Raw genomic sequence first — 21,448 nt, 5'->3', positions numbered from 1 at the left:
ATTAGTTAATAATTTTGTAATAGAATGGCGAGTAAATTGCATTAGAGTGAAATTCAACCAAAAGCAAGTGAGTAGTTTGGTCTAAATGTAATTTCAGTTATTAGGTCCTAGTTCTGAAAGTTCTTCTAATTTTTGTAGAGGAAATAGTCTATAAATGTAGAATAAGATTTTATAGGTCAAATGTAACAGATCTAACAAGGCCTTAGAGGTAGAAATAATTGAAATTTAAGTTCTTATTATTAGAATTGGAGTGAACAGTATGCAAATTTCAAAAGTTAAGATTGAGAATTTTAGACTTCTCAAGTCCCTTGAACTTGATTTAGAAAAGGAATTGTCTCTGGTAATTGGTAAAAACAATTGTGGTAAAACTTCATTACTTTCAATATTAGACAAATTTATTGGTTCAAAAGCAAACGTAAATACATTTTCTCTCGATGACTTTAACATTGATTTTCTTAGAGATCTGATAAATAGAATAGAAGCTGAAGAAGATGAAGAAAAAGAAAGTAGTACATATTTAGGCATATCATTAATGTTATTTATAAAGTACGACGAGGGGGATGATTTATCCAATATAAGTAAATTAATGTTGGACTTAGATCCTAATCATAGAACAATTGTTTTGAAATTTGAATATAGGCTGATAGAAGAAGATCTAAGAAAGATGAGAAATGATTACAAAGAATTTCAAGATAAACAACTCATAAAAAAAAATGTAGAGATAGAGGATGGCAAAGTTGAAAACAGAGGGAATATTTTTTTGAGAGATAATCATAAGAAGTATTTTAAACTATCGAAAAAATCACTTGGTTACGATACTGAAACGTCAACTGAAATAGAAAGTGAATACATTGATTTATTGAAAGAGAAGATTGCAATCGAAAAAGTTATAAGCTTTAAAATGATCAGTGCTAAAAGAAATGTATCTAATATCGATTCGGATAAAACATTATCAATTTTATCATCAAATTATTACAAGAAAAAAGAAGAAAAGAATCAAGAATCAGAGAAAATACAGGAATTCAAAGATATTCTAAGCAGAACAGATAAGCACTTAAATGAAGTGTACAATAATTTGTTTGAGAAAATAATAGAAAAGGTTGGGATGTTTGGCGGTATTAGAAAAGGTGACTCTAATATAAAAATTGTATCTACTTTACAACATAAAGAATTATTAAAAGACAACACAACTGTAATGTATGATCATAATGGTGAACACTCCCTTCCTGAAAATTATAATGGTCTAGGATATCTCAATTTGATAAGTATGATATTTGAGATTGAGCTAATTTTAAGTGAATTTAGATTTGAAAATAAACTGAACGAAGAACCAGCAAATATAAACTTGCTTTTCATTGAAGAGCCAGAAGCACATACTCATCCACAAATGCAATACATATTTATAAAAAATATTAAAGATATTTTGAACAGTGCGAGTAAGGGTGACGATGGTAAAAAGTTTAATTTACAAACTATTATTACAACTCATTCTTGCCATATTACTGCTGAGAGTGACTTTAATGATATAAAATACTTTTATAAAACTAATCAAAATCAAGTTATTGCAAAAAATTTAAAAGATTTAGAGAAAGAATATGAGAAGGATAAAGAAATCAGTAACTTTAAATTTCTAAAACAATATTTGACGTTACATCGAGCAGAGCTGTTTTTTGCGGATAAAGCAATATTCATAGAGGGTGACACAGAAAGGTTATTATTACCTGCAATGATGAAAAAGATTGATCAAGAGACGGATGAAAATCCACTACTCTCACAAAATATTTCAATAGTAGAGGTAGGTGCATACTCTCATATTTTTGAGAAATTCATTGCTTTTATTGGAATAAAATCGTTAATAATCACTGATATAGATTCTGCTATGAAAAAAGTTAAGAAAAATGAAGATGGCAAAGAAAAAATTAAAATTATAAAATGTAGAGTTTCTGATGAGGGGGCCTTCACGACTACAAATGCTTCATTAAAATATTTTGTTAATTACAGCAATTATATTGTTTCCCAATCTTTTGGAAAAGAAGTAGCTTCAACTTCAGAGATTCTAATAAGCGAGCCTAGTGAAGAAGTCGATATTTTAAATTTTTATAGCAATTTGAACTACAGTGAGAGAATACTTTTAAAAGATCCAGAAACGAAAAAATGGTTACCCTCTGATGGTGGTAATTTATTAATTATTTATCAAACATCTGAATTAAACTCTTTAAATATTGCCTATCATGCAAGAAGCTTTGAAGATTCATTTTTTCACATAAATAGGCAGTTTATTATAGATAATAAAGAAAGTTTCAAGAGTTTAGTGAATATAAAATATTTCGAAGATAAAGAAAAAGATTCCTATTTTTTAGCTGAGGAATGTGTAGATAAAAAGCCATCTTTTGCAATGGAAATCTTACTAAATAGTAAGGAGATAAACAATAAAAAACATTGTAATTGGGATATCCCGAGTTACATAAAGGAAGGGTTATTATGGTTGAAGAACAATTAGAAGTTGAACAAATATTTAAATTAATCAGTAATGGGCATAATTTTTTGTTAAGTGGAGGGGCCGGTAGTGGGAAAACTTATTCTCTAATAATGGTTATAAAGAAGGCGATCAGAGATAATCCAACCGCAAAAATTGCTTGTATCACTTATACAAATGCTGCTGTTAAAGAAATAAAAGACAGAATAGATCACAATAATTTGTATGTAATGACTATTCATGAATTTTTATGGAGCATGATTAAGCCTTTTCAAAGAAATCTAAAAAAAGAATTGATTTCTCTTATCAACGACGAAAATTCTAAATTTGCTAACCCTGATGGTATTGTTGATAAGGGATATTTTGACTCGATAGAGTCAGGTATTCAGTATAAGGATTATGTTCGAATCAGAGAAGGTATAATTTCACATGATGAAGTTTTGGAGTTGTCAAATCTAATGTACAAGAAATACCCCCTACTTTGCGATATTTTAAAGGATAATTACAAATATATTTTTATTGATGAGTACCAGGATACTAGTCAATTAGTTATTGAAATATTTTTAGATCATCTTAAGCAAAGCAATAAGAAGAATATAATAGGTTTTTTTGGGGATTCCATGCAATCAATTTATGATAAAGGTGTTGGTGATTTATATAAATATATTGAAAAACAGGATGTTAAGGAAATTTGGAAAAGACAGAATCGTAGAAACCCTAGTAAGGTAATTAATTTAGCAAATAGTTTAAGGTCAGATGGCTTAATCCAAGAACCCTCCCTTGACAATAAAGCTCCTAACATGTTGAAAGGATTCATTAGAGAAGGTAATATAAAATTTTTATACTCATCAAACAATGATCTGAATGAAATTAGAAAGACAGAGTACTTTGCTGGTTGGAATTTTGATGACTCCAAACAAACAAAAGAATTATACCTTACACATAATTTAATAGCTCCTAAAGCAGGGTTTCCGGAATTAATGGAGATATATGATAAAGATCCGATAATTGATTTGAAAAATAAAATAAAGGAAAAAATAAAAAAAGATAATATAGAAATCAAAGAGGACTATTCTTTTGATCAAGTTGTGGACTTAATCGCACTAAAAAATAGAAGTAAACTACGAAAAGATATTATCATAGAAAATCCTATTCATAGTGTCCTATACGATGAATTGAAAAACGAACTATTTTCAAAAGTTAGCAAAATATATCTGAATAAGGATTCCTTAATTGATGATAAGAAACAAGAAGAACAAGATATAAATAAAGAAGGCTCGAAAAGGGATGCTCTAATTAAACATCTATTCAAGATACAAACTATTATTCAACTTTATAAAGATAAATTATATAACGACTTTATCAGAAAAACTGAGTTAAAAATCACTTCAATAAATATGAAGAGAGAGATAAACGAAACTATCTCTATTGTAGATCAAATGTTCAATTCGACTATAGAGGAAGTTATTGATTTCGTAGATGAGAGGCGCCTTTGTCGTAAAGACGATAATTTTTATAATTTCATAAATGAAAATGAGTATATATTTAATAGAGTTAAAAAAGTGAAATATCAGGAGTTTCGAAATTTGTTTTATTATTTAGAAGGGCATACTCCTTTTTCTACGCAACATAAAATTAAAGGTGCAGAATTTGATAATGTTCTTGTAATACTAGACAATGGGAAATGGAACGATTATAACTTTGATTACTTATTTAGTAGAAGAACAGAAAAAGAAACAATTTTTTTAAGAACACAAAAAATTTTTTATGTATGCTGTACCCGAGCGAAAGAAAATTTAATAGTTTTTTATCATAATCCTAGCGAAATTGCAATCAATCAAGCAAAATTATGGTTTGGAGAAGAAAATGTAAAAAAGATATAGTGCTTAATTGTCTATTGAGATGTGATTAACTGGAATTTATTATATAAGTATTGATTTACTTAGATCCCATGCAATGCAATTAATCTATTATCAATCTAAAATGATACGTATCGACGTACCACACTTTTCTATTCTTTATGTTACCCTCTCTATACAAAGGAGTGGTGACATGACAAGTACCAACAGCGAAGACCTACCTTCGCAGTACGCACAACTCATCGAACAAGAAGACGATTACGTCGACCAACTGGTTACATGTAACAAACTCATCTTAGACGCCATGGACATCATCGCAAAGCAGGCAGGTGTGCTAGAGATGGATACCGTGAAACAAGCAGCATATCACCTACATGCGATGGAACAGGATCTGAACCGAAAGCTATTTAAAGTCCGACTGGAGAAGAGCATCTTGGCAAATCAAATGAGCCAGTCTACATAAACCACCTTAACTAAAGGACAGTGCAGGATCATACAAGATGATCTTGCACTGTCTTTTTACCTTTCCATCCAAACGATTTTCTCTCCTAATTTAGCATTGACTTTCCCCACAAATCCCCCTAAACTTCAATTATTAAAATACTTTTAAAAACATACATTGAATGGTTTGAAATGAACGGGAGGAGGCATACAACTAACGATGTTACCTACATCACACAACACCCAACAGGTGAAGCGAATTAACGTTGAACTTGTGAAGAATACGCTCCGGTCCATGGACGTAGGCACGAAGGCTTCCATTGCGAACCTGACAAAACTCAGCGTAGCCACATGCGGCACCATCCTGAACGAACTACTCCAGACGGGTGAGATTATCGATCTGGGCCCGGACGAATCGAGCGGGGGAAGACCAGCGAGTCGGTATCAGTTTAATGCGGACTACGCGAGTGTGCTGTGCCTGATCATTAGAACGGAGGGCGGCATACACTCAATCACGCATACCCATGCCAATCTGAACGGGGAAATGACGGACGAACAGACTCTTATTTTGGATGAGATTAATGTGACTGTGGTGGAGGATTTGATTGCGAGCCTGATCGAAACGCACCACAATGTGCAGGCCATTGGCATTGGTATACCAGGGGTGGCACACGACGGTGTAATTGGCATTTGTGATGTGTCGGAGCTGGCGGGTCAACCGCTAGGGCCAAGGCTCAAGGAACAGTTTGATGATGTGGAAGTGGTCATTGGTAACGACATGAATCTCACGGTGTACGGACTGTATAACCAGCAGCAATTTGAAGAAGAGAAGAACTTCGCGGTAGTTACATTTCCTGAGAACCATTTTCCTGGTGCAGGCTTTATTATTGATGGTCGTCCGCTCACAGGGAACACGCAATTTGGGGGCGAGGTATCTTTTCTACCTTTTGGCGTGTCACGGGAAGAACAGCTACGGATGTTGAAAACAGCGGAAGGGTTGCGGGAACTGGTGGTACAGACACTGGTATCCATTATTGCGATCATTAATCCGGCAACGATTGTGGTAACAGGGGATACGATGGACCCGGTTATGCGGGATGGCCTGACGCAAGGTTGTCTGGATCGAATGATTCCATTGGAGCATATGCCGGAGTTGATTATCCAGAGAGACACACGACGTGAATACCTCACTGGGGTGGTCGCTGTTACGTTGGAGAGCCTGACTTATCGCATCCAACTGATCGAGATGCAATGGTAGTCAACCACATTTTATGGCACCTTAATGGAGGAACTTAATTTGAATCAGCAAGCAGGTACAGAAGGAAACAAGAAAAAGTTCAACAAGCTTTACGCCATGCAACTGGCAACGATTTTTCTGGGATTTATCGTATTTGGTATATCTGAAAATATTAAGGGACCAGCCATTCCGCGAATTCAATTCGACTTCAATCTGGATGAGAAACAGCTCGGGACGTTATTGTCCCTGAATGCACTGGGGTACCTGATCGCCTGCTCCTTCACCGCCATCCTGGTTCGCAAATGGGGCATTAAGGCGGTTAGCATCATTTCGTTTGCATCAATGATTCTCTCGGGTGTGTTCATTTACGTATCTCATACATATCCACTCTTTGCTTCATCATACTTCTTCATGTACATCGGAAACGGCATGTTGGAGATTGCGCTGGCGATTCTGGGGGCGCGAATCTTTGTGAAAAACACAGGTACGATGATGAACCTGTCCCATTTCTTCTATGGGCTGAGTTCAACGGTAGCGCCTTTGCTGGCGACAGGTGTGATGTCGTTGCACGTGTTTGGTCACGAACTGGACTGGCGCGGTATGTATCTGGTGATGTTGTCGCTCTGCCTGCTGCCGATCATTGCGGCGCTGCGCAGCAAATTCCCGGGGGACGATCTTCCTCATGAAGATCGGACTTCGCTCAAGACGTTAACACGTGATCCAGCCATCTGGCTGATGGTGCTCATTCTTTCTTTTGGCGTGGTATCTGAACTGGCGGTTGGGGGTTGGCTCGTTAACTTTCTGGAGAAAGCCTACACGTGGGACACGGTCAAAGCATCTGGGCTGCTATCTGCGTTCTTCCTCAGCTTCTCGTTGGGACGCCTGCTGCTAGGGCCGCTTACAGACCGGATCGGATTCGTATTGTCGTTGATTCTGTTCTCTGCTTTCTCGGCGGTATGTACGTTTGTCGCCATTGCAGGCGGAGAGGGGCTGGCATTCTTCTTTGCCGTATCGGGAGCGGGTATTGCGATGATCTATCCAACAGTCATGGCATTTATCGCACGCAGATATCCGAACGGCAGTGACACTGCGATTACCTTCACAGTTACCCTAATGGGGATTGGTAGTGTCATTGGTAACTATGTGATTGGTTGGGTGATTGAGGGCGTGAAGAATGCATATGGCCCAACCACTCAGCTGGGGTTATTGCGCGGACTTCAAGCAGGGTACGGATTCATCGGACTATGCGCTGTAATCTGTGCGGCATCTGGAATAGTGTTGTACGGATATTTGAAGCGGAAGCAGGAACTGATTTAGTTATCATTCTAATGGATATGAATAGCGCAAGATGATATGGGAATTCTCGTTTTGGCAAACGGGGATTCTTTTTTATATGGATTTCAATGCATACAAACTTCATAAATTCATTCGTTTTTATACCAGTCCTTCTTCATTTGAGTCCTGTAGTATGACTTACATCGGGATAACAAAGGAGCAGAACGAATGAAGAAGACGAGTATGTTAAGCTTATTCATAGTCATTACGGCTGGAATGATCTGGTGCAGCTGGGGCCTTGTTTGGTCAGGTCAGAATCAGCCGGCCTCTACAGCTGGCACCAGCGGCTGGCAGGGAAATAGGCTTATTGCACATGCATTTGGAGGAGTCAACGGCGCTAGCTACACAAATTCTTATGAGGCATTTATAACCAATTACAATAGAGGGTACCGTTTGTTCGAGGTTGATCTTGTGCAGACGACGGACGGGGAGCTTGTAGCCAGACATGATTGGTCTCACAGGCTGCAGCCGGATTTGGCTGCTCATCGCGGACGAAACGTAACAACGCTTCAGTTTGCAAACTCGCTTATCATGGGCAGATTCCACCCGCTTACACTGCCGGACATACTGCAGCTGATGCAGCAATATCCTGATTTTGACTTAATCGTGGATACGAAAGCAGGCAGTAAAGAGCAAATTCAGCAGCAGTTTGCGCATCTAGTCAATGAAGCGCACCGTACGGATCCTGCACTGCTCAACCGGATTATTCCTGAAATTTTCAGCCCGGAAATGTATGACACGGTTATGGGAATCTACCCCTTTCCAAACAAAATGTATTCACTTTACAAAACTGGCGCCTCTGCCGAAAGTATTGTAGAATTCGTAAGGGACAAACATATGACAGCGGTTGCCATGCCTGTATACCGCGTGTATCTCAACCCCAATCTAGTACCAGCACTAAATAAGTTTGGGGTAAAAAGCTATGTTCACACCGTCAACCGCAGACCGGTTATGCAGATTCTGGACAGGTTCGGGGTGCATGGATTTTACACGGATCAGGAAGTATCACCGGAAGAGCTGATGCTTGCAGACGTTCCCCCCGGCCATGTTGATTTTCCGGGATACATGAGTTCCGGATGGGCAAGTATAAGAAATATCGTGATGAAGGTGAGAAATAATGGCTATAAATAACATTCTTGTTGTAGACGATGAACCGGAAATTCGAGAAGCGCTCGTTATTTACTTGAAAAGCGATGATGTGGATGTATTAACGGCCTCTAACGGATTGGAGGCGCTGGAAATCCTAGAACAAGAAACCATTCATCTTATTATCATGGACAACATGATGCCACAGCTCGATGGAATTAAAACGACATTTAAAATTCGTGAAAACAAAAATATACCGATCATTATGCTTTCCGCCAAATCGGAAGATAGCGACAAGATTTTGGGACTCAACGTTGGGGCCGATGACTATATTACGAAGCCGTTCAATCCGCTAGAACTAATCGCTAGAGTCCGATCTCAGCTGCGTCGGTTTACGAATTTAGGTTCCTTCCAGTCAAACGGGGAAGAGATCATTCAAGTAAGAGGACTCGTGCTGAACAAAAGCTCGAAAACTGTTGAGGTAGATGGAGAGGACGTCAGACTGACCCCGAAGGAATACAAAATTTTGGAGCTGCTGATGGAGAACAAGGGCAGAGTTTTCTCGATCGAAGAGATTTATGAGCGCGTGTGGAATGAACTGATCTTCGCTTCAGAGAATACGGTTGCCGTACATGTGAGAAATATTCGTGAAAAAATTGAAATCAATCCCAAAGACCCAAAATATTTAAAGGTGGTATGGGGAATTGGATACAAAATTGAGAAAAAGTAAAGCAGATCGGAAGGTTTCAATCGACCTTATTGTCATCATTGTTGCCGCGATCTTAAAAGCGCGCTGGAGAATCAAATGAAGAGTGAACGGTTAAAAACAGAGCTGATTACCAACGTATCACATGATTTGAAGACCCCGCTTACTTCTATTATCAACTATGTCGATTTATTAAAAAAAAGAAGATCTGTCTACGGAGACATCCCGAGCCTATATTGAAACCCTGGACCGGAAGGTGCTACGGCTGAAGCTGTTGATAGAAGACCTGTTCGAAATCTCAAAGATGGCCAGCGGTACAGTAGAGCTGGATATGGAGTACGTCGATGTTGCAACCTTGTTAACACAGGCGATTGCCGAGTCCAATACCAGTATGGGACAAGCGTCGCTCGTGATTCGGGAGAGGATCGCGAAATTCCCGATCCATGCACATTTGGACGGCAATAAAATTTGGCGTGTCTTCGAAAATTTAATTGGCAACGCGCAGAAATATTCGCTTCCAGGAACCAGAATCTATATTTATTTGGACGAGTCTGATGATATGGTATTATTTAAAATTCAAAACACAGCTGCTTATGAAATTGATTTTGCTGCGGAAGAATCGTTCGAGCGTTTCAAAAGAGCAGACGTATCCCGCCAGACAGAAGGCTCCGGACTAGGGCTGTCCATTGTGAAAAGCATCGTTGAGCTGCACGGCGGGGAGATCAAAATTGAAATTCATGGCGATCAATTCAACGTTATTCTGCATTTGCCCAAGCAGCGCTTAATATAAACGTCATAAAACTAAGTTAACCCTCAATGCTCCTTTTCAGGATGCATGAGGGTTAACTTATCTTCAGGCTCTCTTCCAGCCCAACTAGAAGCATAGCGAATCAGATATTACCCTTTGCAAAAGAGAATGGGATCACAATTATGGGATATTCACCATTTGGATTTGCTCCTCATTTACATACATTGGGTATGAAAGGTTTTCCTGAAGTGGGTTCAATAGAAAGAATGGGAATTAGAAAAAGATGATATTGACCAGATTGAGAATCTCTTCCCATTTGTAAAAATGGAAGTATATTCACGCTGGCAGTGGATTACGCTTAAGGTTAAATATGTTCTTATAAGGGAGGTCATCGTTTCTTGAAATTTGAATTAGGGCGTTGCTTACTGAATGAACGATTGATGGAATCCGGAAGGTCAGCGGAATGGCTGGCCAAAGAATTGCTTTTAAAACCGGAACGAGTTTACGACTTTATTGAGAACAAAAGAGTGATGCCACTCAAAATTGCCATATCGATCGCTGATTCCATCGGTTGTGATGTTCGTGCCTTGTATGAGTTAATTCCGAATGATGTAACTAAGAAATTATTACGTTAACGGGAAAGGCTAGTTGAATAAAGACAAAAAGGCATCCGATCAATGTTGAACTGCACCTCCCATTGCCAGGTGGTATCTAACAACAATTGGAGTGTAGTTCAATTCTGATCGGCTACTTTCGTTCCCTAATTGGTAGGATAGTTATTTCTTAAAATACAAAAAAAGCCGCAACCGCGGCTCAAATAAATTAGAAATTAAGATGTAGTAATGGTTTAATATGCTCAGTTGCCGCATTAAACTTATCCGCAAATTCCTTCGAATTTTCGTATTCTTTTGGCATGTTATTCAGGAATAATTTGACCTGTTTGACCACTTTCATGCGTACTTCAGAATCTGCACGATTACCTTTTAATTGATCTCTTACAAGATAACCATATTCCCCCCTAAATATTAAAAAGTCATTGATGAGAACATTTAGTTCAGGAAAAGTTTTAGTATTTTCTTTTAAGAGAGTTAATTGGTCATTCACTAAAATAATGGAAGTATAGACATCAAACATTTGCTCAACTTCATCGTTAGTCTCTATCTCACTGGTTTGAGAAAGTGTATCATCCAATTTCTGTACTCTCGCAACAAAACCAGTATAATAATTCGAATTAACCTCAACTTCTTTCTTAGTGTATAAGCTTTCAATTAAAATAAAAGTTGAAGCAATGATCAAGAGAACGACAACAACGATGATGATTTTAGAATATTTTTTCTACATCATTAATTCAACGCGTGGTATTTTCTGCAATTTAGTATACCTCTATAATATTTTTGTTATGTACACAACATTAGCGATACTACCACAAAAAAAGGGAACAGATCTATCTGTACAATTTACCATTTATATGGAATCGAATTGCAATAATCTATCATGTTTTGTAAAGGACATAGGTTGTGAAGCTCGATATGGACAACTCTACCTTACTGAATTCTTATATACACTTAGATCCGGATAAATTCAGATTTATAGGTCAGATATCTACAGAACACGGAACTTTTGCATGGGCAGAGAAACAGACGGTTTTTAACGAATCTGAAATAGCCCGCCAATTAAATCAAATTAACGATAAGACTAAACAATTAATGATTCCTATGTTTGGATCAGTACACCTCAGAGTAGATGATGACGCAGGAGAGAGTTAGAGAATAATTTAAGATTATCAACTGAAAATCAATTGTCCTTCAATATAAGCTAATCCACTCGAATAATGGCGGAAATCTCAGAGTAACCGACTCTGGGATTTTTTGTGTTTAAACTAAAGGGAAGAATAGTTGAATTAAACAATGGCATAATATTACTAAAAAAAATGGAGGAAATGCCCTTGTCTAAACGGATTGTTTTATTGATTTTTATCTTTACGCTTTCTGTTGGAATCAACAATGACCTACTCATCGCATCAGCTAAACCTACGCTAGCTTTTTCAAATGTTGATTTGGACAAGCTGCAAACTGTTGCGGATTTCAAACTCTATACGCCCTTTTACTCGGCTGAAAACTATAAATTAGAAATTAAGGAACCATACCCGTGTGCTCCTAGTCCATCAGTTTCAAAAGTTAGACTTCATTTTTTTGATGAATCAGGACAGACATATTTGTTTGGAATTGAAGAACATAAGGCGGGTGGATATAAAGTAAACCGAGTTGTCATTAACGTCGATGTTCGTAACCGAACAAGTACAACACGAACTATAGTCGAGGATTTTAAATTTAATGAACATGGAGAGAAAATGAACATAAATGGAATCGAAGGGCGATTTGAACCATGGGCTAACCATATACCAGGAGGATATCTACGATGGGTACAAAATGATACTTTCATTGAAATGGACAGCGGAGAATTAACTAAAGAGGAAATGATCGCGTTAGCAAAATCAATGAGATGATTCAGTAATTCACACTAACGGAAAACGAAAGCAATTAAGGCTGCCATCTTACATGGGAGCCTATTTTATATTTGACTTTAAGTAGACTATGAAAGCGGAATGACTTGTATTTTTGAAATTAAGAAACAAATTCGATATAAATTCGTTGTAGTATAAGAGAGGTGATATGATGTGACAAAAATGAGTAGTTGGATCTTAATGTTGGTATTAGTGGTACCCATGATATTTGCTGGGTGTTCATCAACAGAAAAAAAAGAAGATACTGTGACTCAAAGTATAGTAGCATCTAATTTTGTTCTTGAAGTAACAACGCCAACTATTATAGTTACTGGTGAAGCAATGAAAGTAAAAGGGACTCTTAAATATACGGGTATTAAACCTGTTGAAGTTTCCCATGGAAAACCAATCATTCGTTTTTACTTTTCGGGCAGCCATATTGTGAATTACAGATGTAACTTTCATTGATTTGATAGCGTTATTAATAACGAGGAACGTCTTATAGATTTTAGAATAACTAATAAAAGAATACGAGGGATAAAGTTGTGAAAAAAAAGGGGCTTTTTTTTGCTGTTTTATTATTATCTTTAACAACAGTGACCGTAACTGCCTGTGATTCAACAAGTTCAACTCAAGAGAATACCACTACTCCAAAGTCTGGTGTATTATCAAGCAAGTCAACAAGTACAACCCTTACTAATACTTTAAGTGAAGAAGAGGATAAACCCTCGCACTATATTGCTTCTGGGGGCGCAACGGTACAGCAACCCTTTTCAATAAATCCGGAATTTGTACATATAAAACTTCTAATGAAGAACAATAGTAAACACGAAGTCAATGTTAGTTTAACACACTTAGATACTAGTGAAGTGTATTTCGCTAGAACGATTGCTGCTGGGGAATCTCTGGATTGGATAAATATTAATCAAGGTTTCACGCAAGGCATACGTACTGGAGGCTACTTGCTTCAATGGAGCGGTGGCGGTTATAACGTTGATGGGGAAGTATGGGGAGCAGCTGTTTCAGACCCGGACGATACTGCTCCTCTATCTTATTGAACTAACGGGCAGGTTAGTTTTAATTTGAGGTATCGCTGCATGGAATCAATAGAACTATCTATGTGGTAAAATATAGGAGGAGTACTATTCGAAAAGTGAGGAGGCAACAAATACATAATGGTCAATGATCTATACCGAAAAATGGGTCCTTTCCTTTTAAAGAAGAATCTAGTTCAGTTAGCATCTCAGTTTTTTATTTCGGCGTTAATCGGAGTTATATATACATTAATGATCATTGATGAAACTATAGGTGGATATATTCATGAAGTATTACCGAGTAAGGATGGACCGAATCTTCATCAATATTTGCCCATTGTGATCACTGTGTTAATTTACTCGTGCTTCATTCAAAGAAAAGAAAGAATTTTTATAGAAAAAATCTCATTCAGTTGTCTTCATATTTTGATTGCAATACTAAGCTGTATTTCTTCTCTTATCGTTATTATGATGATTCAATTCCGAATGATGTAACTAAGGTGAGTAACTTTAGCATTCAATTAATGAAAGAAGCTCAGTACCATTTAGGAACTGTGCCTTTGATATGTAATCAAGTACCGTATCATTTAAACGATAGAAGCATAGAGAATCAGATTTTACCCTTTGCAGAAGAGAATTGGATCACAATTATGGGATATTCGCCATTTGGATTTGCTCCTCATATACATAAATTTGGTATGAAAGGTTTCCCTGAAGTGGGCTCAATTGAAAGAAATATACTGAACACAATAGGGGACAAGTACGGTAAAACAGCATATCAAGTTGCGTTAAACTGGGTTTTAAGACAGCAGGGATTAGTTACGATCCCGAAAGCTGCGAACAAGGAACACATTGTTGATAATCTAAATGCCTTAGGATGGGAATTAGAAAAAGAGGATATTGACCAGATTGAGAATCACTTCCCATTGTAAAAAAGGAAGTATATTCATGCTGTTAATGGACTACGCTTAAGGTTAAATGTGATCTTATAAAGGAGGGCATCGCTTTTTGAAATTTGAACTAGGACGTTGCTTACTGAATGAACGATTGATGGAATCCGGAAAGTCAGCGGAATGGCTGGCAAAAGAATTGCTTTTTAAACCGGAACGAGTTTACGACTTTATCGAAAACAAAAGAGTGATGCCGCTCAAAATTGCCATCTCGATCGCCGATTGCATCGGTTGTGATGTTCGTTCCTTGTATGAATTAATTCCGAATGAAAATGAAGTAATTATGGAAAAGCATTGGGATTGAGCAACAGGTATTTGATCACACCATTAAGCTAACGGGCAGGTTAGCGCAATAGATCAACTATTTTTGTTGATTGTAAAAAGTTTAATTATTATGATATATATGGAATAGAATAATCTTGAAAGTGGGGCTTTCGCATGTCACCAGGCACTCATTTTACTAAATTTAAGCAACAGCGAGTTAGGCCATAATTTAATCTTTATTACTAAGGAGAGCTAATGGACCCAAAAATAAAATTATTGTTCTTGGACGAACATGCTGCAGAAGGCGCCGAGCGTTATGGGGTCAGCCAAGAGGAACTCACTTTCATTGGAGGTTTTCAAAACTTTATATATTCCTATAATCGCGATGAATTGAAATATATTCTCCGTTTCACTCCGAGCACTCTTCGCACGTCGGAGGGACTTGTAGCAGAAATGGATTGGATTCATTATCTTTCAGAGAGTGGTATAGCAGTGTCAGAACCGATTTCTTCAATTAATGGAGAGTATTGCGAACTAGTTCAAGGCAATAAAATGAATTTTTACGTAACCTCCTTTACACATGCACCAGGCCGTAAAATCGGATATCCAGAATGTCTAAGCAATTCTATACTTTATGAAGAGTGTGGACGTATAACGGGCCGACTTCATGAATTAGCGAAGCTTTACAACCCTACGATTGCCAAAAGGCACACTTGGGAGCTTAATGAATACCTCCTACGAGCCGAGGATTATTTGCCGTCAGAACTTCAACCAATCCTTATTGCCCTTGATGAACTTAAAGTACAATTGGCGAGTCTGCCTGTTAATGCGGATAATTTTGGCTTGATCCACGGAGATATTAATGTGGGAAACTTCACGATCAATGAAGCTGGGGGATTAACTCTTTTTGACTTCGACGAGTGCCAGTACAGTTGGTATGTCGAGGATATTGCTATCCAGCTGTATTACTTGCTATATGTATTCGGAGAAGATTCGAAGTTCGAACGAAAGGACCAGTATGAACTTTTCATAAAGCACTTCGAGCTAGGCTATATAGAGGATGGCCGACGAATGCCAGACAACTGGAAGGATTTGTTGAAGCTTTTCCTTAGACTTCGCGAAATCATTGTGGTTGTCGGTATGCATCGGAGTTGGGATTTAAGCAAACCAGATGACTGGACCCGCGATTTCTTGCAAGATAGTAGAATGAGGATTACTAAAGGTATCTCGTTGATCGATGAGTTTTGAACGACTAAATGGAGGATACTCATTGAGCTAACGGGAAACGATAGAATAATAAAACTAAGAAAGCAGCTGATCCATGTGATCGGCTGCTTTTATCCAACTAACGGGCAGGTTAACGTAGGAAAAATAGATATGGACGTGACTGAAACGGAGCTTTTTATATTTATATAGATTGAACTTGGAAATATCTTATAAGGGAAGAGAGGCGGAGGAGAATTTTGGAACTTTAGGAGCGATAACGTCCGCCTTTTTCACCGGATTTCTACTGTGAATATCTGGGAACAATAGCGGCCGGAAGTCGAAACATTCACTGGAGTCACGGTAATTTCATAAACTTGATGGAACATCAGTATCAGTCGGGTTTCCATCTGTTTCATTTAAGAGTAACGAATTGGGATACGATTTAAGAAATGTTGATTCATCTACTTTTAAAAAGAACTCGCCTTCAGAAATTAGTTGATTCGTATTAGGTCCGATTTGATCTAACTTTCTTGCTATCTCAGATTCCTTAAAGATACTTTGTTCATCTGCTCGCAAGAACATGCCATGAGGTGTATATAGTTGACTAAAATACCCTTTTGCGAGTTTTGATTCTACGGATTCTTCGATTTTTATTGATTCTTCGGATTTTACGTTATTTGTTGAAAAATTAGAGTTAACAGGATTTTCAACTGTCTTATTTACGGTTTCCATTTCTGGATAGGTGTCTGCTTTTGAATTCGATATTAATGCCACTCCTGAAATAATAGTCACTGCAAAGGCTATTAAATATATTTTTTTTAACATATTATCCCCGCCCTTTCTATACCAACAATTATTTCCTACTTTAAAACATTATATTCAGTAAATGGTAAGGGCCTATTTGGCTTTGCAGTACAACTGGTTTCCAAAAGGACAACAACGCAAAATCCCGACTCATAGCGAGCATAAAGGAACCAAACTGTTTGCTTCCATCGACTACGAGACGGGTCATAAATCAATAAAACAAAGAAAGCCGTATTCAACTCCTCATTTTGGGAGAGGTGCTTGCATTTGATAAAGTTAATTTTGACAATCGTTTTGTTCAATGATTAACAGTTCATTTCTTGAAATTAAAATAAGTATCCCCTTTAAATGGGGTTAAGGATTGTCCGATCTTAACCATATACTCTATCGCTTTATCTTTGCTGATAACACTGATTGGATTAACATTATTGATTGATTTGGCATTTTTCTTTTCAATAAGAATCATGTAATTTCTACCTTCCTTATCAAAATTCAATGAATAAAGGAAATTGTTTTCCTTATACTCAGCTTTTGTTTTATCATTTATGGTGATCGTCCTACGCTTGCTTAAATCTGACCGGTCTATTTTTGGATTAACATGATTCGAACTTTCAGATCTTCACCTACGTATTCCGTTGTTAGAACATCACCACCACCAAGAATGCGTATGCTTTCCAAATATGATTCACTGGGTAACCATTTTGGTATCAATACAGGATTTGTAGATGTTAAATTTTGATATTCTTTAACTGCTTCATTTAGTGAATCAAAATACGTAATCGGATAGTGACCATCCTTATCAACTTTAGGTAATACAGCTTCAGAATAAGCACTAATGGAAGGGATTATCCCTGTTATTCCAAGCCCAATAAGTACTAATAAGCACTTCATCATTAATCTTTTCATAAAAATCCTCCTTGAAACTACTCAAACCTTTGTTTGAGTTATGTATCTGCTTTTCTCGACTTTTTATTCAGGCCGCTCAAAAAAAGATTAAATAGCTGATAGGCGATTTTCAATCATAAGCCGATTCCGGAGGTAGTGCCCAATTTATTCGGCTCAGGTCTCCACAAGTATCATCGATAAGAAGTCAATTACAGCAGGAGATGAGCCGAATAAGGAATTAATTCATGAACATTCATGTGTTACTGATCCAAGGTTCAGATACTCTGGAGTTTAAGTTTATTTTAGAAATGACGGTGATAATAGGAGAGGAGCAAGAAACAGTTCAAATGACGTTTGGACGAGTTGGTTTAAATGGCTATAGGGTAGATGATAACTTTTCTTGTTATATAATATAGCAACGGAGAGCTAGATTAGTTAGTACGAATGGAGGATTTTTTTAAGCCTATTGGCAAGAGGATGGGAGGATCTATAACTTATTGGACTGTTATGGAAAAACAAGGTATAGAAAGCCACTGCGCGGATCTGATACTCTTTAATCAGTAGTATTTATGGCGTAAAGCCAGGGAGCTTGAAGAAAATGAACCGGAGAATGTTAGGCGAATCGGTCAGATTTATGAGATGATCAAGGACATTAGTAAGATATCTGAGGTTAGAGCCGGACACAGCTCAATAGAAACAAACTCTATATATTTTAAAACAGAAGATTCTATTTTCTGGCATGGGTACTTGTAGGGGAGAATGCATGTTGGAGGAGATATATTTCATTATTTTCTGAAGATAAGCAGAAAAAAAGGCATCTCCTGAAGAAGATGCTCTTTTTTTCTTGAGTAGAAACATTGTTAGGATTGCTACTGGAATCATTCGTCCTAAAACGAGGAAGTATAAATATATTACTCTCTTTTTTCATTATCTAATCGCCGACGAAATACCAAAGCCGAGACAGCAAATATAATAAAAGATAATGTTGAAGCAGCAGTAACCATCTTCAACACATTTCCTATTGGGGGGTTAAACAGCAGAGCAATTGAGATGATTAAAACGGCACCAGTTAAACCCATTCCCAAAATCGAGAACGCTAAAATCTTGTTCATCAAATCACCTCACAGGTAATTGAAACAAGCTACTGCTCCAGCGATACCACCAGCACCAAGAACTGCATATGCACCAATACATGCAGCACATATCGGAGCAGTCACTGGTGTCGGTACTGCACACGAACCACCGCACGCAACCGCAATAATATAAGCCGCCGTACCACCAATGCCAAGCACTGCTCCAAGACAACCTGCCACTGCGCCTACACTCTTCGGTTGAATTCCAGAGTTAACTGGCTCTTCTGCAAGCATTTCTTCGTCTGTGATATAAGGTCTGTCAGTGTCCACGGATTTAGCAACTGATCCATTCAAATACGTCTCAACTCGGAAGTTTCCTGCCTCATTCTTGGTCACCAACATTTCATTTGTCTGCAATACGGTATTATCCTCATCGAAGAATACTGTTACGTTACTAGGAAGGCTATAATCGCCATGCAAAGGAACTGTAACAACCGTAACTCCACCGCCAACCGTGTACACACTCGATTTTTCCAAATCAAAAGCAGACACAGGGGCGATATTCTCAATTTCTCCTGCTTCTACTCCATGTAGCGTTGCATTGATCAATTCCTTGGCTTCATTACCTATAACTACAGCAAAATCTTGGCTGTTATCCGCTTGCGCTGTAACACTCAAATTTGGAGATAAACTTAAACAGAAAATAGACAAAATCATTAATACTGGCAAAAAGACCTTTTTCGCCTTTAACATAGTAAAAAACCTCCTATTTTTTAATATTTCGTCATAACATTTCCTCTTCAAGATTGGTACCATCTGTATGCAATTGCTTTAGATACCAGTTCGATAGCATCTGCATGTTCAATGAGGGATTTTTCTTCTCGTTGTCCGGCGTACCTGGGAGTGTATTATAGAAATGAATGCTGATAGGCCTGAATTTGGATTTTTTTTCCTACCCTGAGTTGGTCTCCTGACACGTTGCCCATTAAGCTGAAGCCTAGGGCAAACGTACCCGTAAGTAACCAATTCTTCTTAAATTTCAATAACATTCACGCTCCTTATAACCAGTTTTGAGGATTTCCCCCTCACATATATAGACGCCTTAAAAGGAAAATAGTTACTTTTTTATTTATTATTTTGCATAAAGCCCAAAAAAAGATAAAATAACCGCCTATATGGACGACACACCCTAGGAACAAATTGCACATATAAGTACGAAAACCCGTCTCTAAAGGTATATGATTACGTCAAGGCTTATAAGGATCAATATCGGGAAGTCTACATAACTGCTGATCATGACGATTTTATCGCTGTTCAAGCACTAAATGGAATTATTGTCTTCCCGAAGAAGTGGGCTTTGATCGTTTGTGTATTCTATTTGAAAATGAAAACAACTAAAGACTTTATAAAGTAGCAAGAAACTGAGTGAAGTTCACCAGTCACAAAACCAACTACAACGCGATATTAAGAAAAGTAAGGAGATTGTTAGACTGATGTTATCAAAATGGGCTGTCAGTGCTTATGATGCATTATCAGAAAGGGAAGTGCGTTCATTACGTTCGATCTGATAAAAGTAATAACTATTCAACTTATATTGTAAGTAAGCAATTTTGTAGTAGATCATTATGGAAACACTAATGTTGCCAAAATAGGATAATTACTTTAGTTTTCGGAGCTTTAATTTACGGATTGACATAAAGTTACCCACCAGACTGGAGAATGACATCATAAAGTTGCCTACCAGACTAGAAAAATCACTAAAGGAACAGATCGAGTTCCAGTTTGCTCCGTTTAATAAAGACAAAGGGCATAATTGCATGAAAGTAGGGAACTCATTCAGCAAAGCGTTTACGAAGCAAAAAGACGTGACCGGATTGTCGATTGGATGTATATTGTCGCGAGAAAAGAGCGCATGCATTTAAGAATTCGCTTGAAAAAATTTTTTTTGTATCTTGAACTAGTTTTTTTCGATCAAAGGCAAGAACTAGTTCATGTTTGAAACGGTTAATGTTGATAAGAAAATCTTTATCTGCTCCATTAAGCTAACGGGCAGGTTAGTTCATTTCTTACGTCGAATAAATCTACTATTTGAGCGGGCACTTATACTAAAGGGCAGAATACCACGAAGCTTAGGAGGAGTAGGAAGATGATTCGGGGTGTAATTATTGAAGGGATGTCTACTGTAGGAAAAACATCATTATTTTCTGCTATAAAGAGATTACATAGTCAAACACCGAATAGTGAAAAAACTATAATTTCAATAAGTGAACACTATTCACAAGTATTGCATTCACACCAAGGTGTTTTAAGATCCATGGATAAGGATGAACATATTTCACTTCTAAGTCGACAGGTTGATTATCTTGAACAACAATACGATTGGATTAGCTCTCTTGGTCATTCCAAACCATCCAAAGGTATATTTTTTCTTTTAGAGAGGTTTCATGTAAATCATAGAGCTGCATTTAAAGCCTCTCCTGAGATTGAGCTGCTTGAGAAACGTCTATCCAGGATGAATGCACATTGTGTACTCTTAACCTTGACCCCGGATGCTGTTGAGTCTAGGTTTATTGAAAGTCGCGGTGAAGCGTGGAAGTCATATGTGATGGGAAAGTCTACTACTACCCAAGTATGTGAAACGTTTTTAGATAATCAAGAAAAACTTCGAATGGCTACGAAACAATCATTGATTCCAACTTTAGAGATTAACACAGATGAAGCAGACTGGGAAGTTTATGCAAAACAAGTCCTTACGGATTTACGTTAAACGATGGCGTTCAACCAAGACACTACGGAATTTGTTCAGATATCAGTTAAATCAAATGAAAAGCTTCATTGATG

At 37.4% G+C, this 21,448-nt stretch carries 24 protein-coding genes; 18 read left to right on the top strand and 6 right to left on the bottom strand.

What is annotated here, in order from left to right; all coding sequences use genetic code 11:
- Positions 1-259: 259 nt before the first annotated feature.
- From PTQ21_RS29230 to PTQ21_RS29190, 10 genes are all read left to right on the top strand, one after another.
- Entirely contained in the window at positions 260-2,500 is a 2,241-nt protein-coding gene (locus PTQ21_RS29230) for an ATP-dependent nuclease (RefSeq protein WP_274568119.1), read from the top strand.
- Positions 2,482-4,359, top strand: a complete 1,878-nt coding sequence (locus tag PTQ21_RS29225; protein ID WP_274568118.1) for a UvrD-helicase domain-containing protein — start codon at positions 2,482-2,484, stop codon at positions 4,357-4,359. Before PTQ21_RS29230 ends, PTQ21_RS29225 begins: the two co-directional genes overlap by 19 nt.
- A 169-nt stretch (positions 4,360-4,528) precedes the next feature.
- Entirely contained in the window at positions 4,529-4,798 is a 270-nt protein-coding gene (locus PTQ21_RS29220; RefSeq protein WP_274568117.1) for a hypothetical protein, read from the top strand.
- A gap of 198 nt (positions 4,799-4,996) precedes the next feature.
- The gene (locus PTQ21_RS29215; protein WP_274568116.1) at positions 4,997-6,034 is read left to right on the top strand and encodes an ROK family protein; all 1,038 of its coding nucleotides are present in this window, start codon (positions 4,997-4,999) and stop codon (positions 6,032-6,034) included.
- A gap of 96 nt (positions 6,035-6,130) precedes the next feature.
- Positions 6,131-7,330, top strand: a complete 1,200-nt coding sequence (locus PTQ21_RS29210) for an MFS transporter (RefSeq protein WP_090810011.1) — start codon at positions 6,131-6,133, stop codon at positions 7,328-7,330.
- Between the two features lie 186 nt (positions 7,331-7,516).
- A complete protein-coding gene (locus PTQ21_RS29205) occupies positions 7,517-8,479 on the top strand; it encodes a phosphatidylinositol-specific phospholipase C/glycerophosphodiester phosphodiesterase family protein (RefSeq protein WP_274568115.1) in 963 nt (320 codons plus the stop codon).
- The gene (locus PTQ21_RS29200; protein WP_079697362.1) at positions 8,466-9,164 is read left to right on the top strand and encodes a response regulator transcription factor; all 699 of its coding nucleotides are present in this window, start codon (positions 8,466-8,468) and stop codon (positions 9,162-9,164) included. Before PTQ21_RS29205 ends, PTQ21_RS29200 begins: the two co-directional genes overlap by 14 nt.
- Before the next feature lie 75 nt (positions 9,165-9,239).
- Positions 9,240-9,380: a histidine kinase dimerization/phospho-acceptor domain-containing protein gene (locus PTQ21_RS31430; RefSeq protein ID WP_139295696.1), complete on the top strand. Its 141-nt coding sequence runs from the start codon at positions 9,240-9,242 to the stop codon at positions 9,378-9,380.
- A gap of 64 nt (positions 9,381-9,444) precedes the next feature.
- Positions 9,445-9,930, top strand: coding sequence for an ATP-binding protein (locus tag PTQ21_RS29195; RefSeq protein ID WP_274568114.1), 486 nt, complete (start codon positions 9,445-9,447; stop codon positions 9,928-9,930).
- Positions 9,931-10,286: 356 nt separating this feature from the next.
- Positions 10,287-10,523 (top strand): XRE family transcriptional regulator, encoded by a 237-nt coding sequence (locus PTQ21_RS29190; RefSeq protein ID WP_274568113.1) that lies wholly within the window; start codon positions 10,287-10,289, stop codon positions 10,521-10,523.
- A gap of 187 nt (positions 10,524-10,710) precedes the next feature.
- On the opposite strand, the gene PTQ21_RS29185 is transcribed toward PTQ21_RS29190, so the two are convergent.
- A complete protein-coding gene (locus PTQ21_RS29185) occupies positions 10,711-11,184 on the bottom strand; it encodes a hypothetical protein (protein ID WP_274568112.1) in 474 nt (157 codons plus the stop codon).
- A 649-nt stretch (positions 11,185-11,833) separates the two neighbouring features.
- Here PTQ21_RS29185 and PTQ21_RS29180 point away from each other — a divergent pair.
- From PTQ21_RS29180 to PTQ21_RS29155, 6 genes are all read left to right on the top strand, one after another.
- Complete coding sequence (locus PTQ21_RS29180) at positions 11,834-12,394, top strand: DUF4367 domain-containing protein (RefSeq protein ID WP_274568111.1); 561 nt, start codon at positions 11,834-11,836, stop codon at positions 12,392-12,394.
- Between the two features lie 171 nt (positions 12,395-12,565).
- A complete protein-coding gene (locus PTQ21_RS29175; protein WP_274568110.1) occupies positions 12,566-12,859 on the top strand; it encodes a hypothetical protein in 294 nt (97 codons plus the stop codon).
- A 77-nt stretch (positions 12,860-12,936) separates the two neighbouring features.
- On the top strand, positions 12,937-13,449 hold the full coding sequence (locus PTQ21_RS29170; RefSeq protein ID WP_274568109.1) for a polysaccharide lyase domain-containing protein: 513 nt from the start codon (positions 12,937-12,939) through the stop codon (positions 13,447-13,449).
- Between the two features lie 389 nt (positions 13,450-13,838).
- On the top strand, positions 13,839-14,357 hold the full coding sequence (locus tag PTQ21_RS29165; RefSeq protein WP_274568108.1) for an aldo/keto reductase: 519 nt from the start codon (positions 13,839-13,841) through the stop codon (positions 14,355-14,357).
- Positions 14,358-14,433: 76 nt separating this feature from the next.
- Positions 14,434-14,679: an XRE family transcriptional regulator gene (locus tag PTQ21_RS29160; protein ID WP_274568107.1), complete on the top strand. Its 246-nt coding sequence runs from the start codon at positions 14,434-14,436 to the stop codon at positions 14,677-14,679.
- Between the two features lie 215 nt (positions 14,680-14,894).
- Positions 14,895-15,887, top strand: coding sequence for a phosphotransferase enzyme family protein (locus PTQ21_RS29155; RefSeq protein WP_274568106.1), 993 nt, complete (start codon positions 14,895-14,897; stop codon positions 15,885-15,887).
- 324 nt (positions 15,888-16,211) lie between these two features.
- On the opposite strand, the gene PTQ21_RS29150 is transcribed toward PTQ21_RS29155, so the two are convergent.
- The 3 genes from PTQ21_RS29150 to PTQ21_RS29140 all read right to left on the bottom strand — a co-directional run bounded on the left by PTQ21_RS29150 (position 16,212) and on the right by PTQ21_RS29140 (position 17,555).
- Positions 16,212-16,670, bottom strand: a complete 459-nt coding sequence (locus PTQ21_RS29150; protein WP_274568105.1) for a hypothetical protein — start codon at positions 16,668-16,670, stop codon at positions 16,212-16,214.
- A 292-nt stretch (positions 16,671-16,962) separates the two neighbouring features.
- A complete protein-coding gene (locus PTQ21_RS29145; RefSeq protein ID WP_274568104.1) occupies positions 16,963-17,115 on the bottom strand; it encodes a hypothetical protein in 153 nt (50 codons plus the stop codon).
- Between the two features lie 116 nt (positions 17,116-17,231).
- Positions 17,232-17,555 (bottom strand): hypothetical protein, encoded by a 324-nt coding sequence (locus PTQ21_RS29140; RefSeq protein WP_274568103.1) that lies wholly within the window; start codon positions 17,553-17,555, stop codon positions 17,232-17,234.
- 224 nt (positions 17,556-17,779) lie between these two features.
- Here PTQ21_RS29140 and PTQ21_RS29135 point away from each other — a divergent pair, with 224 nt between their 5' ends.
- Complete coding sequence (locus PTQ21_RS29135) at positions 17,780-17,950, top strand: hypothetical protein (protein ID WP_274568102.1); 171 nt, start codon at positions 17,780-17,782, stop codon at positions 17,948-17,950.
- Between the two features lie 495 nt (positions 17,951-18,445).
- Here PTQ21_RS29135 and PTQ21_RS29130 read toward each other — a convergent pair whose 3' ends face one another.
- Both PTQ21_RS29130 and PTQ21_RS29125 read right to left on the bottom strand, forming a co-directional pair.
- Complete coding sequence (locus PTQ21_RS29130; protein WP_274568101.1) at positions 18,446-18,646, bottom strand: hypothetical protein; 201 nt, start codon at positions 18,644-18,646, stop codon at positions 18,446-18,448.
- 9 nt (positions 18,647-18,655) lie between these two features.
- Positions 18,656-19,360, bottom strand: coding sequence for a hypothetical protein (locus PTQ21_RS29125; protein WP_274568100.1), 705 nt, complete (start codon positions 19,358-19,360; stop codon positions 18,656-18,658).
- A gap of 1,393 nt (positions 19,361-20,753) precedes the next feature.
- Here PTQ21_RS29125 and PTQ21_RS29120 point away from each other — a divergent pair.
- Positions 20,754-21,374 (top strand): hypothetical protein, encoded by a 621-nt coding sequence (locus tag PTQ21_RS29120; protein ID WP_274568099.1) that lies wholly within the window; start codon positions 20,754-20,756, stop codon positions 21,372-21,374.
- The last annotated feature ends 74 nt before the right edge of the window (positions 21,375-21,448 follow it).

This window comes from Paenibacillus marchantiae (assembly GCF_028771845.1).
Lineage (GTDB): Bacteria > Bacillota > Bacilli > Paenibacillales > Paenibacillaceae > Paenibacillus > Paenibacillus marchantiae.
The sequence above is the reverse complement of the archived record's forward strand: the minus strand, read 5'-3'. Positions and strand labels throughout refer to the sequence as shown.

Excerpts from the sequence above, each read along its gene's own strand:
- PTQ21_RS29230 (WP_274568119.1), top strand. The coding sequence starts at position 260 with ATGCAAATTTCAAAAGTTAAGATTGAGAATTTTAGACTTCTCAAGTCC.
- PTQ21_RS29225 (WP_274568118.1), top strand. The coding sequence starts at position 2,482 with ATGGTTGAAGAACAATTAGAAGTTGAACAAATATTTAAATTAATCAGT.
- PTQ21_RS29220 (WP_274568117.1), top strand. The coding sequence starts at position 4,529 with ATGACAAGTACCAACAGCGAAGACCTACCTTCGCAGTACGCACAACTC.
- PTQ21_RS29215 (WP_274568116.1), top strand. The coding sequence starts at position 4,997 with ATGTTACCTACATCACACAACACCCAACAGGTGAAGCGAATTAACGTT.
- PTQ21_RS29210 (WP_090810011.1), top strand. The coding sequence starts at position 6,131 with ATGCAACTGGCAACGATTTTTCTGGGATTTATCGTATTTGGTATATCT.
- PTQ21_RS29205 (WP_274568115.1), top strand. The coding sequence starts at position 7,517 with ATGAAGAAGACGAGTATGTTAAGCTTATTCATAGTCATTACGGCTGGA.
- PTQ21_RS29200 (WP_079697362.1), top strand. The coding sequence starts at position 8,466 with ATGGCTATAAATAACATTCTTGTTGTAGACGATGAACCGGAAATTCGA.
- PTQ21_RS31430 (WP_139295696.1), top strand. The coding sequence starts at position 9,240 with ATGAAGAGTGAACGGTTAAAAACAGAGCTGATTACCAACGTATCACAT.
- PTQ21_RS29195 (WP_274568114.1), top strand. The coding sequence starts at position 9,445 with ATGGCCAGCGGTACAGTAGAGCTGGATATGGAGTACGTCGATGTTGCA.
- PTQ21_RS29155 (WP_274568106.1), top strand. The coding sequence starts at position 14,895 with ATGGACCCAAAAATAAAATTATTGTTCTTGGACGAACATGCTGCAGAA.
- PTQ21_RS29150 (WP_274568105.1), bottom strand. The coding sequence starts at position 16,670 with ATGTTAAAAAAAATATATTTAATAGCCTTTGCAGTGACTATTATTTCA.
- PTQ21_RS29145 (WP_274568104.1), bottom strand. The coding sequence starts at position 17,115 with ATGATTCTTATTGAAAAGAAAAATGCCAAATCAATCAATAATGTTAAT.
- PTQ21_RS29140 (WP_274568103.1), bottom strand. The coding sequence starts at position 17,555 with ATGAAAAGATTAATGATGAAGTGCTTATTAGTACTTATTGGGCTTGGA.
- PTQ21_RS29135 (WP_274568102.1), top strand. The coding sequence starts at position 17,780 with ATGAACATTCATGTGTTACTGATCCAAGGTTCAGATACTCTGGAGTTT.
- PTQ21_RS29130 (WP_274568101.1), bottom strand. The coding sequence starts at position 18,646 with ATGAACAAGATTTTAGCGTTCTCGATTTTGGGAATGGGTTTAACTGGT.
- PTQ21_RS29125 (WP_274568100.1), bottom strand. The coding sequence starts at position 19,360 with ATGTTAAAGGCGAAAAAGGTCTTTTTGCCAGTATTAATGATTTTGTCT.
- PTQ21_RS29120 (WP_274568099.1), top strand. The coding sequence starts at position 20,754 with ATGATTCGGGGTGTAATTATTGAAGGGATGTCTACTGTAGGAAAAACA.